At 58.6% G+C, this 22,441-nt stretch carries 20 protein-coding genes; 7 read left to right on the top strand and 13 right to left on the bottom strand.

What is annotated here, in order from left to right:
* The first annotated feature begins 9 nt into the window (after positions 1-9).
* The 6 genes from cobS to RUM8411_RS03125 all read left to right on the top strand — a co-directional run bounded on the left by cobS (position 10) and on the right by RUM8411_RS03125 (position 6,812).
* Positions 10-996, top strand: coding sequence for a cobaltochelatase subunit CobS (gene cobS / locus RUM8411_RS03100; protein WP_085821188.1), 987 nt, complete (start codon positions 10-12; stop codon positions 994-996).
* Between the two features lie 6 nt (positions 997-1,002).
* Entirely contained in the window at positions 1,003-1,320 is a 318-nt protein-coding gene (locus RUM8411_RS03105) for a hypothetical protein (protein WP_085821189.1), read from the top strand.
* Positions 1,321-1,363: 43 nt separating this feature from the next.
* Positions 1,364-2,485, top strand: coding sequence for a hypothetical protein (locus tag RUM8411_RS03110; RefSeq protein ID WP_143534811.1), 1,122 nt, complete (start codon positions 1,364-1,366; stop codon positions 2,483-2,485).
* A gap of 179 nt (positions 2,486-2,664) precedes the next feature.
* Positions 2,665-4,542, top strand: coding sequence for a cobaltochelatase subunit CobT (gene cobT / locus RUM8411_RS03115; RefSeq protein ID WP_085821191.1), 1,878 nt, complete (start codon positions 2,665-2,667; stop codon positions 4,540-4,542).
* Positions 4,543-4,619: 77 nt separating this feature from the next.
* A complete protein-coding gene (locus RUM8411_RS03120; protein WP_085821192.1) occupies positions 4,620-6,410 on the top strand; it encodes an aminopeptidase P family protein in 1,791 nt (596 codons plus the stop codon).
* 60 nt (positions 6,411-6,470) lie between these two features.
* The gene (locus tag RUM8411_RS03125; RefSeq protein ID WP_085821193.1) at positions 6,471-6,812 is read left to right on the top strand and encodes a DUF427 domain-containing protein; all 342 of its coding nucleotides are present in this window, start codon (positions 6,471-6,473) and stop codon (positions 6,810-6,812) included.
* A 513-nt stretch (positions 6,813-7,325) separates the two neighbouring features.
* Here RUM8411_RS03125 and RUM8411_RS22435 read toward each other — a convergent pair.
* Positions 7,326-7,949, bottom strand: coding sequence for a hypothetical protein (locus tag RUM8411_RS22435; RefSeq protein WP_143534812.1), 624 nt, complete (start codon positions 7,947-7,949; stop codon positions 7,326-7,328).
* A 356-nt stretch (positions 7,950-8,305) separates the two neighbouring features.
* Here RUM8411_RS22435 and RUM8411_RS03135 point away from each other — a divergent pair, with 356 nt between their 5' ends.
* Positions 8,306-9,673: a DUF3179 domain-containing protein gene (locus tag RUM8411_RS03135; RefSeq protein WP_085821195.1), complete on the top strand. Its 1,368-nt coding sequence runs from the start codon at positions 8,306-8,308 to the stop codon at positions 9,671-9,673.
* Here the strand turns inward: RUM8411_RS03135 and RUM8411_RS03140 are convergent.
* From RUM8411_RS03140 to RUM8411_RS03195, 12 genes are all read right to left on the bottom strand, one after another.
* Positions 9,670-11,355 carry a chloride channel protein gene (locus tag RUM8411_RS03140; RefSeq protein ID WP_085821196.1) on the bottom strand — a complete coding sequence of 562 codons (1,686 nt, stop codon included), beginning with the start codon at positions 11,353-11,355 and terminating at the stop codon, positions 9,670-9,672. The two genes, RUM8411_RS03135 and RUM8411_RS03140, sit on opposite strands and share 4 nt — an antisense overlap.
* Positions 11,356-11,455: 100 nt before the next feature.
* Positions 11,456-13,105 (bottom strand): DNA repair protein RecN, encoded by a 1,650-nt coding sequence (gene recN, locus RUM8411_RS03145; RefSeq protein ID WP_085821197.1) that lies wholly within the window; start codon positions 13,103-13,105, stop codon positions 11,456-11,458.
* A 35-nt stretch (positions 13,106-13,140) separates the two neighbouring features.
* Positions 13,141-13,983: an outer membrane protein assembly factor BamD gene (locus tag RUM8411_RS03150; RefSeq protein ID WP_085821198.1), complete on the bottom strand. Its 843-nt coding sequence runs from the start codon at positions 13,981-13,983 to the stop codon at positions 13,141-13,143.
* 127 nt (positions 13,984-14,110) lie between these two features.
* A complete protein-coding gene (gene lpxC, locus RUM8411_RS03155) occupies positions 14,111-15,031 on the bottom strand; it encodes a UDP-3-O-acyl-N-acetylglucosamine deacetylase (RefSeq protein ID WP_085821199.1) in 921 nt (306 codons plus the stop codon).
* 212 nt (positions 15,032-15,243) lie between these two features.
* Positions 15,244-16,863, bottom strand: coding sequence for a cell division protein FtsZ (gene ftsZ / locus RUM8411_RS03160; RefSeq protein WP_085821200.1), 1,620 nt, complete (start codon positions 16,861-16,863; stop codon positions 15,244-15,246).
* 348 nt (positions 16,864-17,211) lie between these two features.
* Positions 17,212-17,628 carry a hypothetical protein gene (locus RUM8411_RS03165; protein WP_085821201.1) on the bottom strand — a complete coding sequence of 139 codons (417 nt, stop codon included), beginning with the start codon at positions 17,626-17,628 and terminating at the stop codon, positions 17,212-17,214.
* A complete protein-coding gene (gene ftsA / locus RUM8411_RS03170; protein ID WP_085821574.1) occupies positions 17,615-18,949 on the bottom strand; it encodes a cell division protein FtsA in 1,335 nt (444 codons plus the stop codon). The genes RUM8411_RS03165 and ftsA overlap by 14 nt, the downstream gene beginning before the upstream one ends.
* A gap of 7 nt (positions 18,950-18,956) precedes the next feature.
* Positions 18,957-19,958 (bottom strand): cell division protein FtsQ/DivIB, encoded by a 1,002-nt coding sequence (locus RUM8411_RS03175; protein ID WP_085821202.1) that lies wholly within the window; start codon positions 19,956-19,958, stop codon positions 18,957-18,959.
* The gene (locus RUM8411_RS03180) at positions 19,946-20,860 is read right to left on the bottom strand and encodes a D-alanine--D-alanine ligase (protein ID WP_085821203.1); all 915 of its coding nucleotides are present in this window, start codon (positions 20,858-20,860) and stop codon (positions 19,946-19,948) included. Before RUM8411_RS03180 ends, RUM8411_RS03175 begins: the two co-directional genes overlap by 13 nt.
* 111 nt (positions 20,861-20,971) lie before the next feature.
* Positions 20,972-21,898: a UDP-N-acetylmuramate dehydrogenase gene (murB, locus tag RUM8411_RS03185; protein WP_085821204.1), complete on the bottom strand. Its 927-nt coding sequence runs from the start codon at positions 21,896-21,898 to the stop codon at positions 20,972-20,974.
* A 57-nt stretch (positions 21,899-21,955) separates the two neighbouring features.
* Complete coding sequence (locus RUM8411_RS03190) at positions 21,956-22,198, bottom strand: DUF2484 family protein (RefSeq protein ID WP_085821205.1); 243 nt, start codon at positions 22,196-22,198, stop codon at positions 21,956-21,958.
* Positions 22,195-22,440 carry a DUF2484 family protein gene (locus RUM8411_RS03195; protein ID WP_306372814.1) on the bottom strand — a complete coding sequence of 82 codons (246 nt, stop codon included), beginning with the start codon at positions 22,438-22,440 and terminating at the stop codon, positions 22,195-22,197. Before RUM8411_RS03195 ends, RUM8411_RS03190 begins: the two co-directional genes overlap by 4 nt.
* Position 22,441 lies beyond the last annotated feature (1 nt).

Consider the following 22,441-nt stretch of genomic DNA (forward strand, 5'->3'; position numbering starts at 1 on the left):
ACAAGGCGCATGGCTGACGGATCGATTGATATCAACGCAAAACCCACCGAAGAGATCTCGGTCCGTGAAGTATTCGGAGTTGACAGCGACATGGCCGTCAAGGGCTTTGCCGAGCGCAGCGACCGGGTGCCGGTGATCGATCCAACCTACAAGTTCGACCCCGAGACCACGCTGGCGATTCTGGCGGGCTTTACCCACAACCGCCGGGTGATGATCCAGGGCTATCACGGCACAGGCAAATCGACCCATATCGAACAGGTTGCAGCCCGTCTGAACTGGCCCGCTGTGCGTGTGAATCTTGACAGCCACATCAGCCGGATCGACCTGATCGGCAAGGACGCGATCAAACTGCGCGATGGCAAACAGGTTACCGAATTCCACGAGGGCATCCTGCCCTGGGCCCTGCGCAACCCAGTTGCCATTGTCTTCGACGAATATGATGCGGGCCGTGCAGACGTAATGTTCGTGATCCAGCGGGTTCTGGAGCATGATGGCAAGCTGACCCTGCTGGACCAGAACGAGATTATCACACCCAACCCGAACTTCCGCCTGTTCGCCACTGCCAACACTGTTGGCCTGGGTGACACGACAGGCCTGTATCACGGCACGCAGCAGATCAACCAGGCGCAGATGGACCGTTGGTCCTTGGTCTCGACGCTCAACTACCTGAGCCACGATGCCGAGACGATGATCGTCCTGTCCAAAGCGCCTTTGTACAACACGTCCGAGGGCCGCAAGACCGTCAGCCAGATGGTCACTGTTGCCGACCTGACGCGGACTGCCTTCATGAACGGCGATCTGTCCACCGTGATGAGCCCGCGGACCGTGATCAACTGGGCGCAAAACGTCGAGATTTTCCGCGACGTAGGCTATGCCTTCCGTCTGTCCTTCCTGAACAAATGTGACGAGCTGGAGCGCCAGACCGTGGCCGAGTTCTATCAGCGGTGCTTTGACGAGGAACTGCCGGAAAGCGCGGCGAGTGTGAGCTTGGGGTAAGAAGCGATGAAAGGCTTGTTTTCCTGGCGTCGCCGCAAAGGTCTGGGGATTTTTGACGGCCTGGTCGGGAAAATAATTGTTCTTAGCCTTCCTGATGCAGACGGACGGCGCAACCGGCTTCCGGGGCATTTGGCCGAGTTCGGAATTACAGACTTCGAGGTCCACGACGCCTTCGCCCCGGATCACCCGCAGGTGCGGTCGCTGTACGACCGTGGGCTGGTTGCGTCCTTTCCCGCCCTGTTTTCGGTGCGGCCAGGTGCAATGCGACTGCAAAAACAATGTGCTTATTCCCGCGCAGGTCGCAAATTTCGCAAGCTACCTTGATATCTGCAAAAAAGTCGCTGACAGCGGGAAAAACACGCTGATCGTGGAAGACGATGTCTGGCTGCAAGCCTGGGCACCAGAAATTCTCAAGCAGCTCAAACGCCGGATCAAAAAAAACGAGATCAATTTTTCGACCGATCAGCCGATGCTCCTGCGGTTCGGAGCGCCCAAGGTCCGCGACACGGATCTGGAGAACCTGTCGTTTGATCATAACCCACGAATGTCCAATTGCTGCTTTGCAATAACTCCGGCCTTTGCACGAAAGGCTGTCGAGCGTTTTCAGGGGGGTTCAACCACCTCTGACGGGTATTTCCATCTCGAGATGGCCGAAGGTCGGAACGGTGTCACCATCTATCCAACAATCGCTTCAGACTTGTCGTGGAATCAAGGCACGTTGGAATCGCATATCCACCCCAAGGAAAAATACCTGGTCCATCTAAAAACGCAGGGCGACACCCAGCAACTTGACGCGCAAACGGCCCGCCTGAGCCGGCATATCAAACGGATGTTTAGCCGCCCCTTTCTGTGTGTTGGCCACCCAAGAACCGGCACAACTTTTGTCGCCGATCTACTGACGCAGGCTGGGCTGGATGTCGGTCACGAAAAATGTGGGGCGGATGGCATTAGCTCTTGGATGTTTGCCGTTGACGCGCCGGACAGCCCCTGGGCCCGAGATGACGTCGCCAAAACGCGGCGCGCCCTGCATTGGACCTATATGATACAGACTGTCCGCGATCCCGCGACGGCAATCCCGTCGATTATCCGTGAAAACGAACATGCGCCCGCGTCTTATAATTTTCGGCGCGCGCATATTTTGGAACAAACCGGGCGCGATTTGGACGATTTCAATCCCGGCATGGAACGCGCAATCGTATCCTTGTGTCTTTGGGCAGAAATAATTCGTGGACAGGGTCCGGATTTTGTTTGCCGCATCGAGCATGACGCCGAATCGCTGATCGGTTTTGTGCAAAGCAAAGGGTTCGACGTCAGCAGTCAAACGCAGGATTTGAAACCAAAAAACGCCGACAAACTTTACAAAGGTGTGCACTACAATAAGCCCGAAGTTTCTGCTGATGAATGGGCTCAACTCGGGCAAGACGCAAAAGACCTTCTTGAAAACTACTGCGAAATCTACGGCTATGTCTCACCAGTGAGTACTGATTGAAGCAGGGCCACCTGCAACCCGCACAAGGCCCCAGTTCGCTTGTGCGTAACCCAATGTCCGTTGATACGGTTGTCGTCCTGCAGCACTCTGGAATTGAAGGAAATCAGGGTTGGCCCTATGGCCAAGGTCTGTGAATGGTTCTAGGTTGCCGAAACAGAACAAGACCGGACCTGCCACCGATGAGCAAACCAAACGATAATCCCGCTGATCCGTTCAAGAAGGCCCTGGCCGAGGCCACTAAGGTCATGGCCGACGATCCTGAGCTGAACGTCTCATATACGGTCGATCCGTCGGGGATGACGGGCGAGTCGATGCGTCTGCCGCAGGTTTCTCGCCGGATGACCCGCGAAGAGGTTCTTTTGGCACGCGGAACCGCGGATGCCTTGGCCTTGCAGCGCCGATATCATGACGATGCGACCCATGCGCGTTATGCACCCCCCGGCGATATAGCGCGGGATTTGTACGAAGCGATGGAAGTTGCCCGGTGTGAGGCGATGGGCGCGCGCGATATGCCGGGCACCGCGTCGAACATCGACGTCAAAATCGGGCACGAGGCCCTGCGTCGGGGTTATGACCAATGCAAACAGCCTGCCGATGCGCCCCTGTCGGTGGCCGCCGGCTATCTGATCCGGCATCTGGCCACAGGGCGCGACTTGCCGCCTGCGGCCGAGAATATCATGAACCTGTGGCGTGGCTTCATCGAGGAACAGGCTGGCGGGACGCTTGAAAATCTTGATGACATCCTCTCGGACCAGGCTGAGTTCGCCAGGTTCGCCCGTCAGATGATCAAGGATCTGGGCTATGGCGACCAGCTGGGTGATGACCCGGATGAGCTGGACGAAGATCAGGAAGATCAGGCCGAAGACGACGCCGAAGAACAGCCCGATCCCGAAAGTACAGGCCAGGATGATCAGGAAGATCAGGACGCCGACGCTACGCCCGAGCAGACTCAGGAAGAGCAACAGGATCAGTCGCAGGCCCAGGTCTCGATGGATGAGATGGCTGATGAGGAAATGGGCGATGAGGCCGAAATGCCCGAGGGCGAGGCTCCGTTGGAACCCCCTGCCCCTCCACCCGCGTCCGAGGCCGATCCGGACTACAAAGTATATCTGAACACGCATGACGAAGAGATTGCGGCCGAAGATTTGGCCGAGCCTGCGGAACTGGAACGCCTGCGCGCCTATCTGGACCAGCAGCTTGATCCGCTGAAAGGCGCGGTCAGCCGTCTGGCCAACAAACTGCAACGCCGCCTGCAGGCCCAGCAGAACCGCAGTTGGGAGTTCGACCGCGAAGAAGGCATTCTGGATGCAGGTCGTCTGGCCCGCGTGGTGGCCAACCCGACCACACCGCTGAGTTTCAAGGTCGAAAAGGATACCGAGTTCCGCGACACCGTCGTAACGCTGTTGCTGGACAATTCGGGGTCCATGCGTGGGCGTCCGATCTCGATCGCTGCGATCTGCGCCGATGTTCTGGCGCGGACGCTGGAGCGCTGCAACGTAAAGGTCGAGATTCTGGGCTTTACCACCCGTGCCTGGAAGGGTGGTCAGGCGCGCGAAGCATGGCTGAACGATGGCCGCCCGCAACAGCCGGGTCGCCTGAACGATCTGCGCCATATCATCTACAAGGGTGCGGATGCCCCTTGGCGGCGCGCGCGGCCCAATCTGGGCCTGATGATGAAGGAAGGCCTTCTGAAAGAAAACATCGACGGTGAGGCGTTGGAATGGGCACACCGGCGGATGCTGGCGCGGCGCGAGCAGCGCAAGATTCTGATGGTGATTTCCGATGGCGCGCCGGTTGATGATTCAACACTCAGCGTTAACCCCGCGAATTACCTGGAAAAACACCTGCGCGACGTGATCGCGATGGTCGAAAAGCGTAAAATCGTTGAGCTGTTGGCTATCGGCATCGGCCATGACGTCACACGGTATTACGACCGGGCGGTAACAATCACGGATGTGGAACAGCTGGCGGGTGCGATGACCGAACAACTGGCGGCTCTGTTTGACAGCGATCCACGGGCGCGTGCGCGGGTTATGGGGATGAAAAAGGCCAGCTGATACAGGCCTTGCCTCCTGCCGGAGGGTTTTCCGAAATAGAAGATTGGGGTAACAAACCCGTCTGCATGAGGTAAAATATGTTTCAGTCCTTTGAGGTGACTGCGCGCCCGGAACAAGGGCCGCCACGACTGGCCGCGTTGCGCAATGAGATTGCGCACGAAGGGCTGGATGGGTTTCTGATCCCACGTGCGGATGCGCATCAGGGCGAATACGTGGCCCCTCGGGATGAGCGCTTGGCATGGTTGACTGGCTTTACCGGATCGGCTGGGTTTTGCGCGGTTCTGACGAATGTGGCAGGTGTGTTCATCGACGGGCGGTATCGCACGCAGGTCAAGGCTCAGGTCGCGGCGGAATACACACCGGTGCCGTGGCCGGAAACCAGCTTGAGCGCGTGGTTGAAAGAACAGCTGCCCAAAGGCGGCAAGGTTGGTTTTGATCCCTGGCTGCATGCGGCAGACCAGATCGCGACGGCGCAAAAAGACCTTGTGAACAGCGGCATTGAACTGGTGCGCTGTGGCAATCTGGTTGATCGGGTCTGGCCGGACCAACCGTCTCCTCCGGCAAATCCGGTCAAGACCCACCCGATTGAGTTTGCGGGCGAATCTGCGGATAGCAAGATCAACCGGCTGGCCAAGGCCCTGCAAAGCGGCGGCAACACGGCGGCTGTGATCACTCTGCCGGATTCGATCATGTGGCTACTGAACATTCGCGGCTCGGATATCGGGTATAATCCTGTGGCGCATGGGTTTGCTATTCTGCACGCAGACGGTCGTGTCGACCTGTTCATGGCGCCGGAAAAGCTGACCAATCTAGGGGATCATCTAGGAGGTCAGATTCGGATTCATGAGCCAGACAGCTTTCTGGACGCCGTGGCAGAACTGGACGGTGCTGTGCAGGTTGATCTGGGCACGCTGCCGCAGGCTGTGGCGGATGTGCTGCAGGGCAAGATGGTGAATGGTGGCGATCCTTGTGCCTTGCCCAAAGCCTGCAAAAACCCCGCTGAGATCGCCGGCAGCGCCGAAGCCCATCTGCGCGACGCCGTCGCCGTGGTTGAAACACTGTGTTGGCTGGATACGCAGCCCCCCGGCACCCTGACCGAAACGCAGGTGGTCTCCCGGCTGGAAAACAACCGGCGCAAAGACAACGCGCTTCAGGATATCTCGTTTGACACCATCGCCGGGACCGGACCAAACGGTGCAATCATGCATTACCGGGTCACCGAGGAAACCGACAGCCGTCTGGACAACGGGCACATTTTGGTTCTGGATAGCGGCGGGCAATATCTGGACGGCACCACAGATATCACCCGCACAATTGCGATCGGAGATGTCGGGACCGAGGAAAAAGCCTGTTTCACACGCGTGCTGAAAGGCATGATCAACCTGTCTATGTTGCGCTGGCCCGTCGGACTGGCTGGGCGGGATATCGAAAGCATCGCGCGTGAACCGCTGTGGGCCGCGGGGCAAGATTTCAACCATGGTGTCGGACATGGTGTCGGCGCGTATCTGAGTGTCCACGAAGGCCCGCAGCGCCTGTCCAAGCTCAGCCATGTTCCGCTGCAGCCGGGCATGATCCTGTCCAACGAGCCTGGATATTACCGCGAGGGCGCCTTTGGCATCCGCATCGAAAACCTTGTTGTGGTGCAAGAGGCCCCGGGCCTGCCGGGCGGCGATGATGAACGCGCGATGTTGACCTGGCGCACGCTGACCTATGTCCCTATTGATCGCAGGCTGATCGTGGTCGACATGATGACAGCCCAGGAACGCGGCTGGCTGAACGCATATCATCGCGACGTTGCGGAAAAGATCCGACCACGGCTGGGCGATCAGGCGCAACTGTGGTTGGATGCCGCAACTGCGCCGATCTGACACCGCGCTGTTACAAACGCCGGGCAGAAGACGCCCAAAAAGACGAGGGAAGGAGCAGATATGACTGAGATCACGATCCGCAAAGCGGCGGGTAAATGGAGCGTCCGTTCAGGTGGAGCCATTCTGGGTGAAAGCACTGGAGCACTGGAGCTGCTGGAAGGTGATCTGGACCCGGTGATCTACTTCCCCCGCGCCGACATCGCGATGGCGTTTCTGGACGTCACCGACAAAGTGACCCATTGCCCGCACAAGGGTGACGCGGCACATTTCTCGATCGTCAACAAATCCTCGACCACAGAAAACGCCGCCTGGAGCTATGAAGCTCCGATCCCGGCTGTGGCTGAGATCAAGGGATATGTGGCGTTCTACCCGGTGGAATCCGTGAAGGTCGAACAGATTTAAAGGTCGGCAGGCAAACACCAATCGCCTATTCGGCCTGCAACCTGCAATTCTTGAAACCTGGCTGTTATCCACTTCTGATCCCAAGCTGACACAACTTCCATACCGAAATCACGGGCGTGTCCCAGTTGGAACTTCGCACAGGTGTTTGCCAAACAGGTCCGCGCAAGTGCTCCTGGCGAAATCATCTGTACGAAGTAAGTATTCTTCGATTTTGCCTCGTGGCAGATTTGCTTCCCAATAAAGGCTAATGCCTTTGACTATGGGCCGACGCATATTGCAGTAAAGCGAGCGATCCGGATCTGTGGGTACGTGACAAACGGCTGTAATAGTTACACCGCCCTCGTTGGTGGCTGAAACCAGGCGTTCATTGTCACCCAATTGGAAACCAGTGTTGGTGGGATTTCTTGGGATGCCAAAATCGCCAAGCCGAATTCCGCTTGGGTTAAAGATGATCACCTTGTGCGGTTTGCGATGCCAGTCATCGTCATTCCAGTTTTTGCACACGCTCTGCTCCTAGGGTGTGTTGTCTTGTGCACGACAACGATTTTGCGAAAAGTGTCGGGTTCCGAGCGAGATCGCCTCAATGGGCAGGCTTTCAGTACTGTTCGAGGTGTCTCGACAAATTCTCCGCCGGTGCGAGGGAGAAAAAAGGTTGCGACGGCTATCTCGAATGTCCTTTCCAACATGTAGCACCACGCTTTTGCTCCAGGTCGCTGTTGCTGTTACTCCTGACAAGACTAAGGGGATTTGCCTGCTGGTGCATTCCAGTGGTGCAGCTCGACGCTCCCATTGCCTATGAGCTGCGATTCCCGCAATACCTCCTGGTAAGGCGAGAATTCCAATATTATTCGCCGCCAAAAGACCTCGTCCCATTAGTCCAAGCGACTTTGCCATAAGTACTGCAGCGCGAGCGATGACAGTCACCGGTAGAACTTTGACGAACAAGTCAATCCAAGCGTTTCCCACCGACACCAGAAGTCTGGGCACATCGGCTGCCGAGTAATTCGCAACACCCAACCGGACGCCGATTTCTACAATAAGGTACACAAAGGAAAGAGTAATAAGCGCGCGCCAGCTGCGCATTGCAAACGGCATGTAGATAAAGAGCAAAAGACAGATGAGAAGAAGCCAAAGCACTGGTTCACTCCTTTGGTTAACCGAGTGGTCCCCGAGAACCGTTCAACAAACCTGCGAACATGGCGATAGCAGCGCACCGGAACACGTATCCGGCCAACTTCTAACAGCTGTGTTTGCCGTTTCAGATCATCTTTATACGAAGAGATTTGCAGTTAAACCCAAGAAATCGTGCAGTTTTTTCGCAACTCCGGCTAGGTTCGCAAAATCTGCTTTGTCCCGCACATCCGACATCACATCCAGCACCCCAACCTCTCCTGCGTGCAACCCTCACCGCTCACACCCTGCTCACGCCTCTGTTGGATGCAAGTGAGCCCTAGTCAGTGCACACTGGGCATGGAACACTGTCGGAGGATGCCATGTCGATCACGCGCCGTAGTCTTGCCGGTTTGATAGGGGCCGCAGCCGTACTGCCCGGCGCGGCATGGGCGCAACAGGACCCCGTACTTGAGGCCGTCAGGTCCACGCTTTACGGCAGCACCTCTGAATTCGAGCAGGGCATGGTCTTTCTGATTCAGCGCGGCAATCCGGATGTGGTGCCTTCTTTGATCACCGGAATGCGTTATGGTCAGCGACGCCGCGATGAGATCGCGGAGGTGATGCAAACCCTGACCTACGAAAACCTGGGCACAGACTGGTTCGACTGGATGCTGTGGCAGGAGAAGAACGCGCAATTGGTTCCACACCCTTCCCTGATCCCTTTCAAAAGAGAAGTTTTGCTTGGAATAGACACGAATTTCGACGACTTCCTGCGCCCTGAATACCTACAGCGTGACAAGATGAAGATCCGTCTGGAAGAGATAAGCTGGGGCGGTGTGGTCAAGGACGGTATCCCGTCGCTGGACAATCCTAAACTGATCCCAGCCTCGCGTGCGGATTACCTTAAGGACGATGATCTGGTTTTCGGCGTCTCAATCAACGGCGATAAGCGCGCTTATCCCCTGCGGATCATGGGCTGGCATGAAATGTTCAACGATGTGATTGGGGGCGTCCCGGTGGCGCTGGCCTATTGCACGCTGTGCGGGTCGGGCATTCTGTTCGAAACGCAGGTGGCCGGGCGGCGCAAGCCGCTGGTCTTTGGGTCTTCGGGGTTCCTGTACCGGTCGAACAAGTTGATGTTCGACCGCGACACGCATTCGCTGTGGAACCAGTATACCGGCAAACCGGTTGTCGGGTCGCTGGTCAACAGCGGGATTGAGCTGAAGCAACGCCCGTTGGTGATCACCACCTGGGCCAGCTGGAAGACTTCGCACACGGACACCCGTGTGCTGTCGCTGAAGACCGGGCATCGGCGGAACTATGGCTCGGGTGTGGTGTATCAGGAATATTTCGCCTCGCCCGAACTGATGTTCCCGGTGCTGGTGGATCAGTCCCGACACCAGCAAAAGGATTATGTCTTTGCCGTCCGCCAGTTCGGCGCTGCCCGTGCGTGGCCGTTGGACGCGTTCAACCAAACCCGCGTGATCAACGATGCAATCGGCAATCGACAACTGGTTCTGATCGGCAACCCAGACAAGCGCGCCGTGCGTGCCTATGAACGTCAGTCTCATCGGTTCACCGCAGCCGATGGCGGGCTGGTGGACGAAACAGGCCGGAAATGGACCCTGACCGAAGAGGCTTTGATCGGCCCGGATGGCACCCGTTTGCCGCGGGTGGCAGGACATATCTCTTACTGGTTTGCCTGGGATAACTACCTTGGCGACGCGGCGAGTGTGTATCGCGGCTAGGAATGCTCCTCGGCCGCTGTGGCCGCCAATGCGCGGTTATAAGCCTTGAGCGCGTCGATGTGATACAACGCGCCGACCGGATTTTCGCACCCGTCCTCATCGACCACCACAACCGGAATACAAGGGATGTCATCGCGATCAAAATAGGGCATCGCGGCCTCAAGCGTAGCGCTAGCCTGCACGCACAGCCCTTGTTCTATCAGTTTCTGCGCCTCATCCGACGTAATTGAACGGGCATCACCGAGGGGCCGCATCACTGCGCCTGCCCGCAGCATCGCCAGCAGATACGCCTGCGGTCCGGCCGCCAGATGCACATTGCGGCGTTCCAACTGGGTCAGAAAGAACGACCGATCTACAAGACGCGAGGCCAACGCAGTCGACATCGAGACCGATACCATAACCGCCAGACCGATTTGCCAATCTCCGGTCAGCTCAAACACGATCATCGTGGTCGAAATCGGCGCCCCCAGCACAGCCGCAGCTACCGCGCCCATACCCGCAAAGGCATAAAGCGTGTGCGTTCCTGAAACATCCGGCAGTAATCCGGTCGCAATCAATCCAAAGGCCAACCCGGTCAGCGCACCAATCATTAACGAGGGCGAGAACACCCCCCCACCCATGCGGCCGCCCATCGTGATGGCAACAGCAACGGTTTTGACAACTGCAAACAGGATCGCCGAGGTCAGCACCAGATCCCCGGTCAGAGCGCGGATCGTGGTCTCGTACCCGACACCGATGATATGCGGAAACCAGATGGCGATCAGACCCAGCATCGCCCCCGAAACCGCAGGGCGCAGCCATCCCGGCAGGGACAGGCGGCTTTGAATATGGCTGCCGATATCCTCGGCAAAAAAGATTGAGCGCATCAGCAACAACGCCACAAAGCCACAGATCAACCCCAGGATCAGGAATGCGGGCAGCTCGACGTAGAATTGCAGCGAGCCGGGCGTGTCCAGCGTGAACTCGGTCACGTCGCCATATTCCAGCCGGTTGATCACCGTCCCTGCGACCGAGGCGATAACAATGGGGGCAAAGGCGTGAACTGCAAAGTGGCGCAACACCACCTCAAGTGCGAACAAAGCCCCTGCGATGGGTGAATTGAAGCTGGCCGAGACCGCAGCCGCCACGGCGCAGCCCAGCAGGTCGCGCCCGGTGATGCCATCCGCATGAATGCGGTTGCTGACCCAGGTTGAGATGACACCGGCCATATGCACCACGGGACCTTCGCGCCCTGTGGATCCTCCGGTGCTGAGCGTCACCAGCGAGGCACAGAATGAAGCTATGCCTGCCTTGCCCTCAACCCGGCCATCGGTCACCGCCGCCCCTTCGATCACGTCAGCGACCGATCGCACCCGGCCATCATCGGTGAATTTGTGCAGGATAATCCCGACAATCAGGCCACCGAAGATGGGGATAATCAGGATCATGAACCACGGCAGCATCTCGACATGGCTGTGCAGCAGCAGAATATCTTCGGTGTCATAGACATAAGCCTGCAAGGCGCGGATTGCCTTGCGGAACCCCAGTGCCATGAACCCTGCAGCAATTCCGATGGCCAGCGCGATGAACCAGAACTGGATCTGGCTGGGACCACGCCGTCGCATCACCCGCCACGCGTCCTTCATCGCGGCCAGAGCCTGATTGAACTGGTTGCGCAGAACGGTGCGGGTCGATTGGGTCATTGGCCCTCGGGGATGATGCAATAACCCTTAGTAAGCCACGGGGCGCTCATATAAAAGTGGGTTAGCGACGGATTGGCACCCGGATTGCGTCAGATCGGTCTCAGGCATCGAGCAAGGCACGTGCTGCGGCGCGGGCCTCGTCAGTGATGGTGTCTCCGGCGACCATGCGGGCAATCTCGTCCACGCGGTCAGGATCGGCCAGCGGAATCACGGTGGACAGGGTCTGCCCACCGGTCACATGTTTCTGAACCCGCCAGTGATGCGCCGCACGGGCTGCGACCTGTGGTGAATGCGTCACGACCAACACTTGGCCGCCCTGTGCAAGCGAAGCCAGACGGCGCCCCACCGCATCAGCAGTCGCGCCGCCGACGCCGCGGTCAATCTCGTCAAAGATCATGGTGCGGGCGCTGTCTTCGCCGGTCAGACAGACCTTGAGCGCCAGCAAAAAGCGGCTGAGTTCCCCGCCCGAGGCGATCTTGTTCAACGGCCCGGACGGCGCGCCCGGGTTCGTTGCCACCGTAAAGGCAACCGCATCACCCCCCTCGGGGCCGGGATCAGCCGGGGTGATTTCGGTTTGAAACACCGCGCGCTCCATTTTCAGCGGCGCAAGCTCTGCCATCACGGCTACATCCAAACGTCCGGCGGCCTTTTGGCGCGCGGAGCTGAGCGCAGCCGCGGCCGTGTCATACAACACCTGTGCCTCGGCAACTGCGGCGCGCTGATCGGCCAGATCAGCATCTCCGGCCTCAAGCCTGTTCAGACGGTCTCGCAGCGTTTCGGCAAAAGTACCCAGATCGTCCGGAGCCACGTCATGCTTGCGGGCCAGTGCGCGGATGGCGAACAGCCGCTCTTCGGCGTCTTCCAGTTCCGCCGGGTTGAAATCCAGCACCTGAAGGCAGGCGTTGACGCCATCTTGCGCCTCGCCCAGCTCGACCAGAGCACGCGCCAGTGCGGCGATGGGGTCCTCTAACTGACCGCCAGCCGTATCAGACACACCTTCCAGCCAACGCATGGCATCCACCATTTTACCCTCGGCCCCGTCCCCGCTAAGCAAATCAAAGGCGCGGGCGACATCATCCCGGATACGCTCGGCCCCTTGCATCATTCGGCGGCGGGCATCCAGATCAGCGTCCTCGCCCGGTTGCGGGTCCAACTTGTCCAGCTCAGCAACTGAATGACGCAGGAATTCCTCTTCCGCGCGCATCGCGGCCAGGGCAGATTCGGTCTGCGCCAGAGCTTTGCGCGCGCGGGACATCCCAGACCAGGCCAGGCGCACATCTGATATGTAAGGCCCTGCCCCAGTATAAGCATCCAACATCGCGCGATGGCCGCGAGGGTTCAGCAGGCCCCGGTCATCATGCTGCCCGTGTAGTTCGATCAGGGTCTCGGACAAAGCCCGCAGCACCTCGCCGGAACAGCGCCGGTCATTGATCCAGGCGGTCTTGCGCCCCTCAGCGGTGTTGATTCGGCGTAGGATCAGCTCTTGGCCGCCGGGCAAGCCTGCTTCCTCCAGAATCGCATGAGCCGGGTGGCCTTCGGGCAGTTCAAACTCGGCCACAACTTCGCCCTGTGCGGCCCCCTGACGAACCAGTTCCGCCCGGCCCCGCCAGCCCAGAACGAACCCTAACGAATCCAACAGGATCGATTTTCCTGCGCCGGTTTCGCCGGTCAATGCGTTCAGGCCCGGCTGGAATGTCAGTTCCAACCGGTCGATGATCAGCATGTCGCGGATATCAAGGGCGCGCAGCATCGGGTCTTAGCGTCCCACGCCTTTAGCCATGGCGATTACAACCACTCACCTTTTACCGTCTGGCGGTAAATCTGGCTGAGCCAGTTGTTGCCGCGGCTCTTAAGGTCCAGCCCACGTGAGGTCAGCAGCTTGTAGCCCGCATCGTACCATTCGGAGGATTGATAGTTATAGCCCAGAATCGCGCCGGCTGACTGGGCCTCATCCACCAGACCCAGCGACAGATACGCTTCGATCAGACGATAAAGCGCTTCGGCTGTGTGAGAGGTGGTCTGGAAATCCTCAACCACCACGCGGAATCTGTTGATCGCCGCAGTATAATGGTCCTGACGCAGGTAATAGCGCCCAATCTCCATCTCTTTTCCAGCAAGATGATCAAAGGCCAGGTCAAACTTCAGCACAGACGACGTGGCGTATTCGCTGTCAGGATAAACCTCGATCACAGTGCGCAGAGATTGTAGCGCCTGGAAGGTCAGGCCCTGATCGCGACCGACCTCATCAATCTGGTCATAATAGCTGAGTGCCAGGAGATACTGGGCATATGCCGCATCTTCGTCTGCTGGGTAGAAGTCGATATAGCGCTGTGCCGAGGCCCGGCTTTCTTCGTAATTCTCATCTGCATGATAAGAAAACGCCTGCATGATCAGCGCGCGCTTTGCCCAGTCAGAATACGGGTACAGGCGTTCAACTTCGCCAAAGTACCACGCGGCATCTTCCGAGCGATTCTGCGACAGCTCGTATTCACCGCGCGTGAAAATCTGTTCTGGAGTGAACCCTTCCAGGTTCTGATTGCGGTCTGCGCCTTTATTGCCGCATGCCGTCAAAACTGCTGCCAGAAGAATCGCGCCTGCGAACCTGACTGCCGCTTTGCTGCCAACCATTCCGCCCATCCTTGTCGTATTGCTTGTCGGGGTAAGCCCCGGTTTGGGCTTTGGTTTAGCACATATAATTCCGGGGCAAAACGCCTTAGTACGCCAGTTGTCGGAATTGTCTGCAGAGTTGATCTAATCAGGCAACTTCGGGGATTTCGTTCCAGATCAGCCCCTGTCCGGGCAGGCGCGCAGCCTGTTCGGGCGTGCACAGGATCGGACGTACCGCGCCGGGTGTCTCAAAAAGTTTACGCAGCAGCGTGTTGGTCATGGCATGGCCAGACTTGTCGCCGGTAAAGCGACCCAGAATCGGTCCACCTGCCAGATAAAGGTCTCCCAGCGCGTCCAGCATTTTGTGACGCACAGCCTCATCCGCGTGGCGAAAACCACCAGGGGTCAGAACGTCGTCACCCTGAACGACAACGGCGTTGTCCAGTGTTCCGCCCAAAGCCAGACCGTTTTCGCGCATCGCTTCGACGTCGGTGCGGCGGCAGAAAGTGCGGCAATCGCTGAGCTCACGCGCGAACGAACCATTGCGCATGTCCAGCGTCTTGGCCTGGCTGCCGATTGCGTTGTCTTCGAAATCGATGTGGAAATCGATAATCAGCCCATTCGCGGGCGCAATCGACGCGCTGGCACCCTCGCGAGTTGCGGTGACGGCTTTGAGAACCTCAAAAGCCAGAACCGGGCTGGCCTGGCGGCGTACACCCTTGGCCATGATGCCCCGAACGAATTCGATCGAGGATCCGTCCATGATCGGAACTTCGGGACCATCAATGTCGATCAGAGCGTTATGGACGCCGCAACCGGCAAGGGCTGCCATGATGTGCTCGACAGTGGAAACCGACACACCTGCGTCATTTATCAGACGGGTGCACAGCGGGGTCCGCTCGACAACGTCGTAGATTGCAGGGATGAGGGCATTGCCCAACTCAATATCCGTCCGCTTGAACCAGATGCCGTGACCGGCGGCTGCCGGTTTCAGGACCATCGTCGCAGGCTTGCCGCTGTGCAGCCCGATGCCTGTAAACGTGATCGAAGATTTGAGCGTGTGTTGCAAGGTGAACCTCGGTGAGTGGTGACGGACCTTTACGGGCCGTGTTGGCACTCAGTTAAGGAAGCAGGCTTCTAGGCTCAACTCACTCTTTGCAACTGAATGAAACATCTGCGTGACAGATCGGCAAAAGCCTGCTCACACCCACTTAGATTCTTGTTTTTAAATAGAAATGGGCCGCCAAAGGGCGGCCCATTCAAACTAATTTGTTACCGCGATCAGTTGGCTTGACGGCGCAGAAAGGCGGGAATTTCGATCCGATCCTGTTCGGGATCAGCCTCATCATGCGCCGGTGCCGTGGCGTCACCCTGGCGTACCGCAGGCTGCTGACGCACCGGCTGAGCTGGCGTATCGGGCGCATGACCGGTCATCCGATCGATCAGCCTGTTAAAGCCAAACCGGGGCCGATCCTGAGCATCGTCATGCGTCTCATGGGCTGCCTGAGGTGCCGGAGGCCGGGTCGCAGACAGACGCTGCTGGGCAGACGGAACGTTCTGAACCGCGGCCTGCAGACGCTGCATTGCTTCGGGCGACGGCGTGCCCGCACCGGCATGCGGCTGAGGTGCAACATAGCTTTCCGGGGCGGGTTCAACCGGTTCGGGGGTCGGTTCAAACTCGGCCACCCGCGGCTGATAGGCCGGCATTGGCAGACCATCGTCTGGCTCCGCATGCCGCTGGAACTGCGGCTGTGCCTGCTCTTCAGGTGCTTCGAACAAAGACGGCTCGCGGTTCACTTCGGTCTGAGGGGTCGGATCGATGGGCTCAGCTGCTACAGAGGGGGTCTCATCCTGTAGCGTTTCCTCGGCCGTAACCGTGCGGGTCAGAGGTGCTGACATTGAGCGGCGCGCAACTGGCACTTCCTCGGTCTTTTCGGTGGCGTCGATTCCGGTTGCTACGACCGAAACGCGCATGCCGCCTTCCATCACAGTATCCAGGGTCGAACCAACGATGATGTTCGCCTCGGGATCCACTTCTTCGCGGATACGGTTGGCGGCTTCGTCCAGTTCGAACAGGGTCAGATCGTGCGAGCCGGTAATGTTGATCAACACACCCTTGGCGCCTTTGAGGCTGATTTCGTCCAACAGAGGGTTGGCGATCGCCTTTTCGGCGGCCTGAACCGCGCGGTCTTCGCCTGTGGCCTCACCGGTGCCCATCATCGCCTTGCCCATCTCGTCCATAACGGCGCGCACGTCGGCAAAGTCGAGGTTGATCAGGCCGGGGCGCACCATCAGATCGGTCACGCCTTTGACGCCTTGATAAAGAACATCATCGGCCATCGAGAACGCTTCGGTAAACGTGGTCTTTTCATTGGCCAGACGGAACAGGTTCTGGTTCGGAATAATGATCAGCGTATCGACGACACGCTGCAGCGATTCAACACCGTCTTCCGCCTGACGCATCCGCTTGGCGCCTTCGAACTGGAAAGGTTTGGTGACGACTCCAACGGTTAGCACGCCCAGTTCACGCGCGGCTTGCGCGATGATTGGTGCCGCGCCTGTACCGGTGCCACCGCCCATGCCAGCGGTGATAAAGCACATATGTGCACCCGCCAGGTGGTCGACAATCTGTTCAATGCTTTCTTCGGCAGCTGCAGCACCGACCGTCGGGCGCGCGCCTGCGCCCAGTCCCTCGGTGACCTTTACGCCCAGTTGCACCCGTGACGAGGACTGGCTTTGTTGCAGCGCCTGCGCGTCGGTGTTGGCGACAACAAAATCAACACCGTCCAACTGTTTTTCAATCATGTTGTTGACAGCGTTACCGCCTGCGCCCCCAACGCCAAATACCGTAATCCGAGGCTTCAGTTCGTCGTGCCCGGGCATCGAAAGATTTAATGTCATGCTCTGTCCGCCTGTTTATATATCCCGCCAAAGCGGTGTTTTTCTTACCTATCCGCTTACAATCCTACCGGTCGAAAGCGCAAACGTCACGCCAAAAATCGCGTGAATCCACAAAATATGGAGGAAATAAGGCAAGTATCAGCGGTATTTCGCATTGATTGCCAGATGTTGCGGAAGGAACTCAAAGCACCACAAAACAGGCGATTGCCGCGCCGCAGCGTAAATGCGCACCACCCTAGGGGATTATCAATTTTAAAGATGCGGAAAACTGCTCGGGTCTGCCGCCGGGCCTCTGACGGGCCTTGTGGATATCTTGGGGGATAACGACCTCGGCTGCAACCCGTTTCTTTAGCTAATTGGGGTACTTGGGCAATTCAATCCCTCTTCGGTGATGCTGAGCACCTCTTGGATTTCGCTGCGGGAAAAACTGGCCAACCGCACCATCAGGCGATCCTCGTGCAGGAACGGCCACCAGCACGTCGGCAGGCCGTCTTGATCATCATCATAGAGAAAGCAAATCTGACCATTCGGCGTCGTGATCTGACCATAGACACAGCCACGCCCCTGCATCCGCCAAACAGACAGCGTAGGACTTAGAAATTCTTCAGTCCCGACAAGTTGTCCACTGGGATAGTCGTGGAACATCACCGTTTTGCCTTGAACGGCGTCCAGAAACGCCTCAGGCGTGATACGGGTCTGAGACAGAGCAGCCAGCGGGGTTAGGGCGACCAGCGCCACGACCCCTGCCGTTTTACCAATTGTCACGGAACCAGCGCACAGCCCGTTTGAACGGCCGCGCGGCATAGGTATCGACCGGAATTTCGAAATCCCACCATTCATCCTGTGGATGCGCGGCAAACAGGCTGAGGCCGACAGCCGAGGAAAAGCCCGGCCCGGTCGCCGATTGCGGCAACCCGTGGACCCGCAGCGGACGTCCAAGACGGACACGCTGGCCCAGAATGCGTGTGGCCAAACCGTCCAGACCCATGATCTGGCTGCCGCCACCGGTCAGAACGATTTGCTGGCTCGGCATATGGTCAAAGCCCGCGGCATCCAGACGGACCCGCACCTCCTCCAGGATTTCCTCAACACGTGGCCGCATAATGCCGATCAGCTCGGCCCGGCTGACGGTCCGGCGGTCATGTTCCCAATCGCCGGTGTCGCCACCGATATCGATCAGATCTCGGTCATCAGCTCCGGTTGCATGAACGCCGCCATTGAAGGTCTTGATCCGTTCTGCCACAGCCGCTGGAACACCCAGCCCCATCGAGATATCGGCGGTTACGTGATCGCCACCCATGCGGACACAATCAGCATAGATCATGTGTTTCTTCATGAAGATCGACACGCTGGTCGTACCACCGCCCATATCGATACAGGCCGCGCCCAGTTCTTGCTCATCCTCGACCAGGGCGGAAACGCCCGACACATAGGCCGAGTTCGCAATCCCTGCCAATTCCAGATCGCAACGCTTGATGCAGCGCACGATGTTCTGGATTGCTACCGCATCAACGGTCAGCATATGCATGTCGACAGCCAGACTCTGACCCATTTGCCCGCGCGGGTCGATCAGACCCGAGCGGTTATCCAGCGCAAAGTTAACCGGCTGCGCGTGCAGCACTTCGCGCCCCACACCGTAGTCCGGGACGTCGCAGGCGTTCAGAACGCGCCCAACCTCGGCCTCGCTGACCACCTGACCTTCAAGATCAACCTGTGCATCCAACCCGTAAGAACGTGGGTTTGCACCCGAAAAGCTGGCGATGACATGATCCACCCGGATATCGGCCATCTTTTGCGCGGCCTGCAAGGCAGTGCGGATCGCCCTTTCAGTTTCCTGCATGGCTGTCACTTCGCCAAACTGCACCCCGCGTGATCGCGTGGTCGCGGCGCCGATCACCCGGAACCCGGTCTGACCGGCCAATGAGCCGATACTGTTATCCTCGCTCAGACGTCCGGTGCCGTCGAACCGCAGAACAAGGCAGGCGATTTTGGAACTGCCCACATCCAGAACGGCAACAACACCGCGTTGCATCGCCTGCCTGCGCATTTGCCGCATGGCGCGTTGGGACTGATAAAGATCGGTCATCATGGTCTTACTGCTCGCTACCCACTGTCACTTTTGTATTCCACCAGTCTTCGCTGGCAGCTTTGGTCATTCTGATTGTAGGACGCTGGCCGAGGCGCATATCCACTACTGCCACGTCGCGCTCCAAGAGGTCCTGAACCTCATTCACCGCCAGTACGCGTTCCAATGCACGCACAGGGCGTTCGGTCGGCAACATGATGCGCTGGCCGCGGTCCAGAACCAGATCCCAGCGCCGTTCGCCGATCCGCACCAGCCCGCGCACCCGCGTGCCCAGGCTTCGGGCAGTGGTCAGCAGCTGCAATGCCTCGTCCACATGCACATCCGCCCCCTTGCCCGCGATCAGTGGCAAGTTGGAATGATCCTTGCGCGAAGCAATCCGCTCTACATGGGCCCCGGTTTCATCCAGCAAGGCGATCCCGGCCCGGGTGCGCCAGACGATGACTGGCTGGCGCTCGACTACATCTATCTGCAGAATACCGCCGGGACGCACGCGCACTGTGGCCAGTTTGACGGGATTCAATCCGGTGATCTTGTCGCGGATTTGCTCGACATCCAGATCCCAGGAACTGATCGGGAAATCCAACGGAACGATCTCGCGGATATCTTCGGAAAGGTTGGTGCCTGCGCCGTCGATGGCCATCAGATTGACCATGAATTCCGGCCGCTGCTGGATCGAGGTCTTGAGGTCCGTCACATAAGCCACCACAGCCTCGCGCCGCTGTTCCGAGCCGAAATACACGCCTACGGCTATGCAAATTGCCAACACCGGCAGCCCTAGTTTCAGGCCGCGCCGAATCCCGGGGGTCAGCATCCAGCGCTGCACACGATAGCTCAGCCGCGAAGGAGCCGGGTCAAAGCGGTTCGACTTGCGGCCAAACAGACGCGCACCACGCAGGCGCAGTTTGGGTTCGGCCTCGGACCGTGCGCCAGAGTCAAAATCCGCGTCTGGCCCAGCCAGTGATTTCGAGCGGTGAATGACAGGTGTACGGGTGGCGGTCAGCGGTCGCATGAGGCGTCCTCCACCATCCAGGCGCAGAACTGGCCGAATGTCATGCCACAATACTCACCCTGTTCAGGGGCCAGCGACGTGGGCGTCATGCCGGGCTGGGTGTTGGTCTCTAACAAGAACAGCCCGTCGGCACCCTGAGCGTCATCCCAGCGGAAATCGGTTCGGGTGACACCCCTGCACCCCAGCAGACTGTGGGCGCGCAGCGCGTAATCCATGCAGCGGTCAAATATCTCGGTTGGTATCTCGGCGGGCAGCACGTGCCACGACCCGCCGGGCTTGTATTTGGCGTCATAGTCGTACCAGCCGTCAGTCATGATTTCGGTCACAGTAAGAGCGCGGTCGCCCATGACGGTCACCGTCAGCTCACGACCCGCAACATATTGCTCGACCATTACCTGCTCTGGCATGTCATCAGACAGTTTCGGTGGGCCATTGGCACCCTCATGCACCAGATAGATACCGACGCTAGAGCCTTCGTTATTGGGTTTGACCACATAGGGTGCCGCCATCACATGATCGGCCATCACCTCAGCTTTGGGAACGATCACGCTGTCGGCGACGGGCAGTCCGGCGATGCGAAACGCTTCCTTGCTGCGCTGCTTGTCCATGGCCAGTGCCGAGGCCAGCACACCAGAATGCGTATACGGAATGCGCATCCATTCCAGCAGGCCTTGCACACAGCCATCCTCGCCCCAGCGGCCATGCAGGGCGTTGAAGACTACATCCGGTTTGATATCCAACAGGCGTGCGTAAAGGTCGGGACCTGCGTCCAGCTCGACCACTTCAAAGCCTTCTCCCCTAAGGGCGGCTGCGCATTCGCGCCCGCTGCTGAGAGACACCTCGCGTTCAGCCGAGGGGCCACCCATCAATACCGCCACTTTGGGGTTTGTCCTGCTCGACATACCCACGTTCGTGCGCCTCAATGTCCCCGGACCTTATGTGGTGGTCCGTGCTTTGTTATGCCTTTGATCCGTCGCCTTAAATTGCCTGTTATTGGTCTGACGGATGGGGCTTTATTCTGTCAGCGGATCACCGACCCGCATGATTTCCCACTCTAGCGTGATGCCGCTTGTTTCGTAAACCTTTTTTCGTACCTTCTCGCCCAATCCTTCCAGATCTGCCGCCGTGGCGGTGCCCGTGTTGATCAGAAAGTTCGAGTGCTTTTGACTCATCTGCGCGCCGCCAAGCGACGCCCCACGCATGCCCGCATCGTCGATGACCTTCCACGCCTTGAGGTCATGCACATCGTCTGTACGACCCGTGGACGAAAAGCCCGCCGGGTTGCGAAAAGTCGAGCCCGCGCTGCGGTCCTTTGTGGGTTGGGTCTCATCCCGCTTTTGTAGCTGCGCCGTCATGCGGGCGTGCAGCTCCTCGGGGTCGCCTGACGGGCCTTCAAACGTGGCCGAGATCAAAACCGCGCCTTCGGGCAGATCGGATTGGCGATACCGGAAATTCAGATCCTCAGGCGTCAGGTTCAAAACCTCACCTTGCCGCGTGACGATGGTGGCCTTGCGCAACACATCCGCCGTGTAGCTGCCATAACACCCGGCATTCATCCGCACTGCGCCGCCGATCGAGCCGGGAATGGTGCGCAAAAAGGTCAGGTCCACACCTGCGTCAGCTGCCTTGCGCGCCACATGAGCGTCCAGCGCGGCCGCACCTGCGGTGACGGTGTTTCCGCCAACTGATATGCTATTGAATCCGCGACCCAACCGGATCACGACAGCACGCAATCCGCCATCACGAACGATCAGGTTGGACCCGACGCCCATGGGAAAGACCGGGACACCTTCTGGCAGATCGCGCAGGAAACCCTGCAGGTCTTTTTTATCAGCAGGCTGAAACAGGTAATCCGCCTGACCGCCGACGCGGAGCCAAGTCAGGTCGTTCAACGACCGGTTTTCGGTCAGCTTGCCACGTGGGTTTGGAAACGTCGTCATGGCGGTTAAATCGCGGATTTGATCCGGCAAAGCAAGCCGTAACCGGCACGGGGTGGTTCAGATTCGCTTGCGCAGCCAACGGCCCAGATAGATCACCGGCCAACGCAACACCGACATGCCTGCCGCCAGAACGATCAGCCCGATCCATGGGCCGTTTTGTAGGGTGACGTAGCCCAGTATCGGGATGCCGACCGCGATCAGGGCATAAGCACGGGACCAGTGGTTGTCGTTGCTGGGGATCATCGCCAGCACATTTGCGGCTATGCCCCATAGGGCGGCGAGGGCGATGGACCAGTTCATTCCTCAACCTCCTGCCCGGTCCAACGGCGCCAATAAAATCGGATCGGGTTGCGGAACATCGAGGCAAACGCCGCAAAGCCCAGAACCGAGAAGAACCAGCCAAAATCATGGCCAAGCCAAACGATCAGCGCCGGGGCCGCGATGAACAACACAACCCCCGGTGGGAATTGCAGACGCATTGGCAGCATGGCCACGATTGTCGAGGCCACGACCCATAAGGCTGCGAATAGCACCGAATACACC

The organism is Ruegeria meonggei, from assembly GCF_900172215.1.
Lineage (GTDB): Bacteria > Pseudomonadota > Alphaproteobacteria > Rhodobacterales > Rhodobacteraceae > Ruegeria > Ruegeria meonggei.

Excerpts from the sequence above, each read along its gene's own strand:
- cobS (WP_085821188.1), top strand. The coding sequence starts at position 10 with ATGGCTGACGGATCGATTGATATCAACGCAAAACCCACCGAAGAGATC.
- RUM8411_RS03105 (WP_085821189.1), top strand. The coding sequence starts at position 1,003 with ATGAAAGGCTTGTTTTCCTGGCGTCGCCGCAAAGGTCTGGGGATTTTT.
- cobT (WP_085821191.1), top strand. The coding sequence starts at position 2,665 with ATGAGCAAACCAAACGATAATCCCGCTGATCCGTTCAAGAAGGCCCTG.
- RUM8411_RS03120 (WP_085821192.1), top strand. The coding sequence starts at position 4,620 with ATGTTTCAGTCCTTTGAGGTGACTGCGCGCCCGGAACAAGGGCCGCCA.
- RUM8411_RS03125 (WP_085821193.1), top strand. The coding sequence starts at position 6,471 with ATGACTGAGATCACGATCCGCAAAGCGGCGGGTAAATGGAGCGTCCGT.
- RUM8411_RS03135 (WP_085821195.1), top strand. The coding sequence starts at position 8,306 with ATGTCGATCACGCGCCGTAGTCTTGCCGGTTTGATAGGGGCCGCAGCC.
- RUM8411_RS03140 (WP_085821196.1), bottom strand. The coding sequence starts at position 11,355 with ATGACCCAATCGACCCGCACCGTTCTGCGCAACCAGTTCAATCAGGCT.
- recN (WP_085821197.1), bottom strand. The coding sequence starts at position 13,105 with ATGCTGCGCGCCCTTGATATCCGCGACATGCTGATCATCGACCGGTTG.
- RUM8411_RS03150 (WP_085821198.1), bottom strand. The coding sequence starts at position 13,983 with ATGGTTGGCAGCAAAGCGGCAGTCAGGTTCGCAGGCGCGATTCTTCTG.
- ftsZ (WP_085821200.1), bottom strand. The coding sequence starts at position 16,863 with ATGACATTAAATCTTTCGATGCCCGGGCACGACGAACTGAAGCCTCGG.
- ftsA (WP_085821574.1), bottom strand. The coding sequence starts at position 18,949 with ATGACCGATCTTTATCAGTCCCAACGCGCCATGCGGCAAATGCGCAGG.
- RUM8411_RS03175 (WP_085821202.1), bottom strand. The coding sequence starts at position 19,958 with ATGCGACCGCTGACCGCCACCCGTACACCTGTCATTCACCGCTCGAAA.
- RUM8411_RS03180 (WP_085821203.1), bottom strand. The coding sequence starts at position 20,860 with ATGTCGAGCAGGACAAACCCCAAAGTGGCGGTATTGATGGGTGGCCCC.
- murB (WP_085821204.1), bottom strand. The coding sequence starts at position 21,898 with ATGACGACGTTTCCAAACCCACGTGGCAAGCTGACCGAAAACCGGTCG.
- RUM8411_RS03190 (WP_085821205.1), bottom strand. The coding sequence starts at position 22,198 with ATGAACTGGTCCATCGCCCTCGCCGCCCTATGGGGCATAGCCGCAAAT.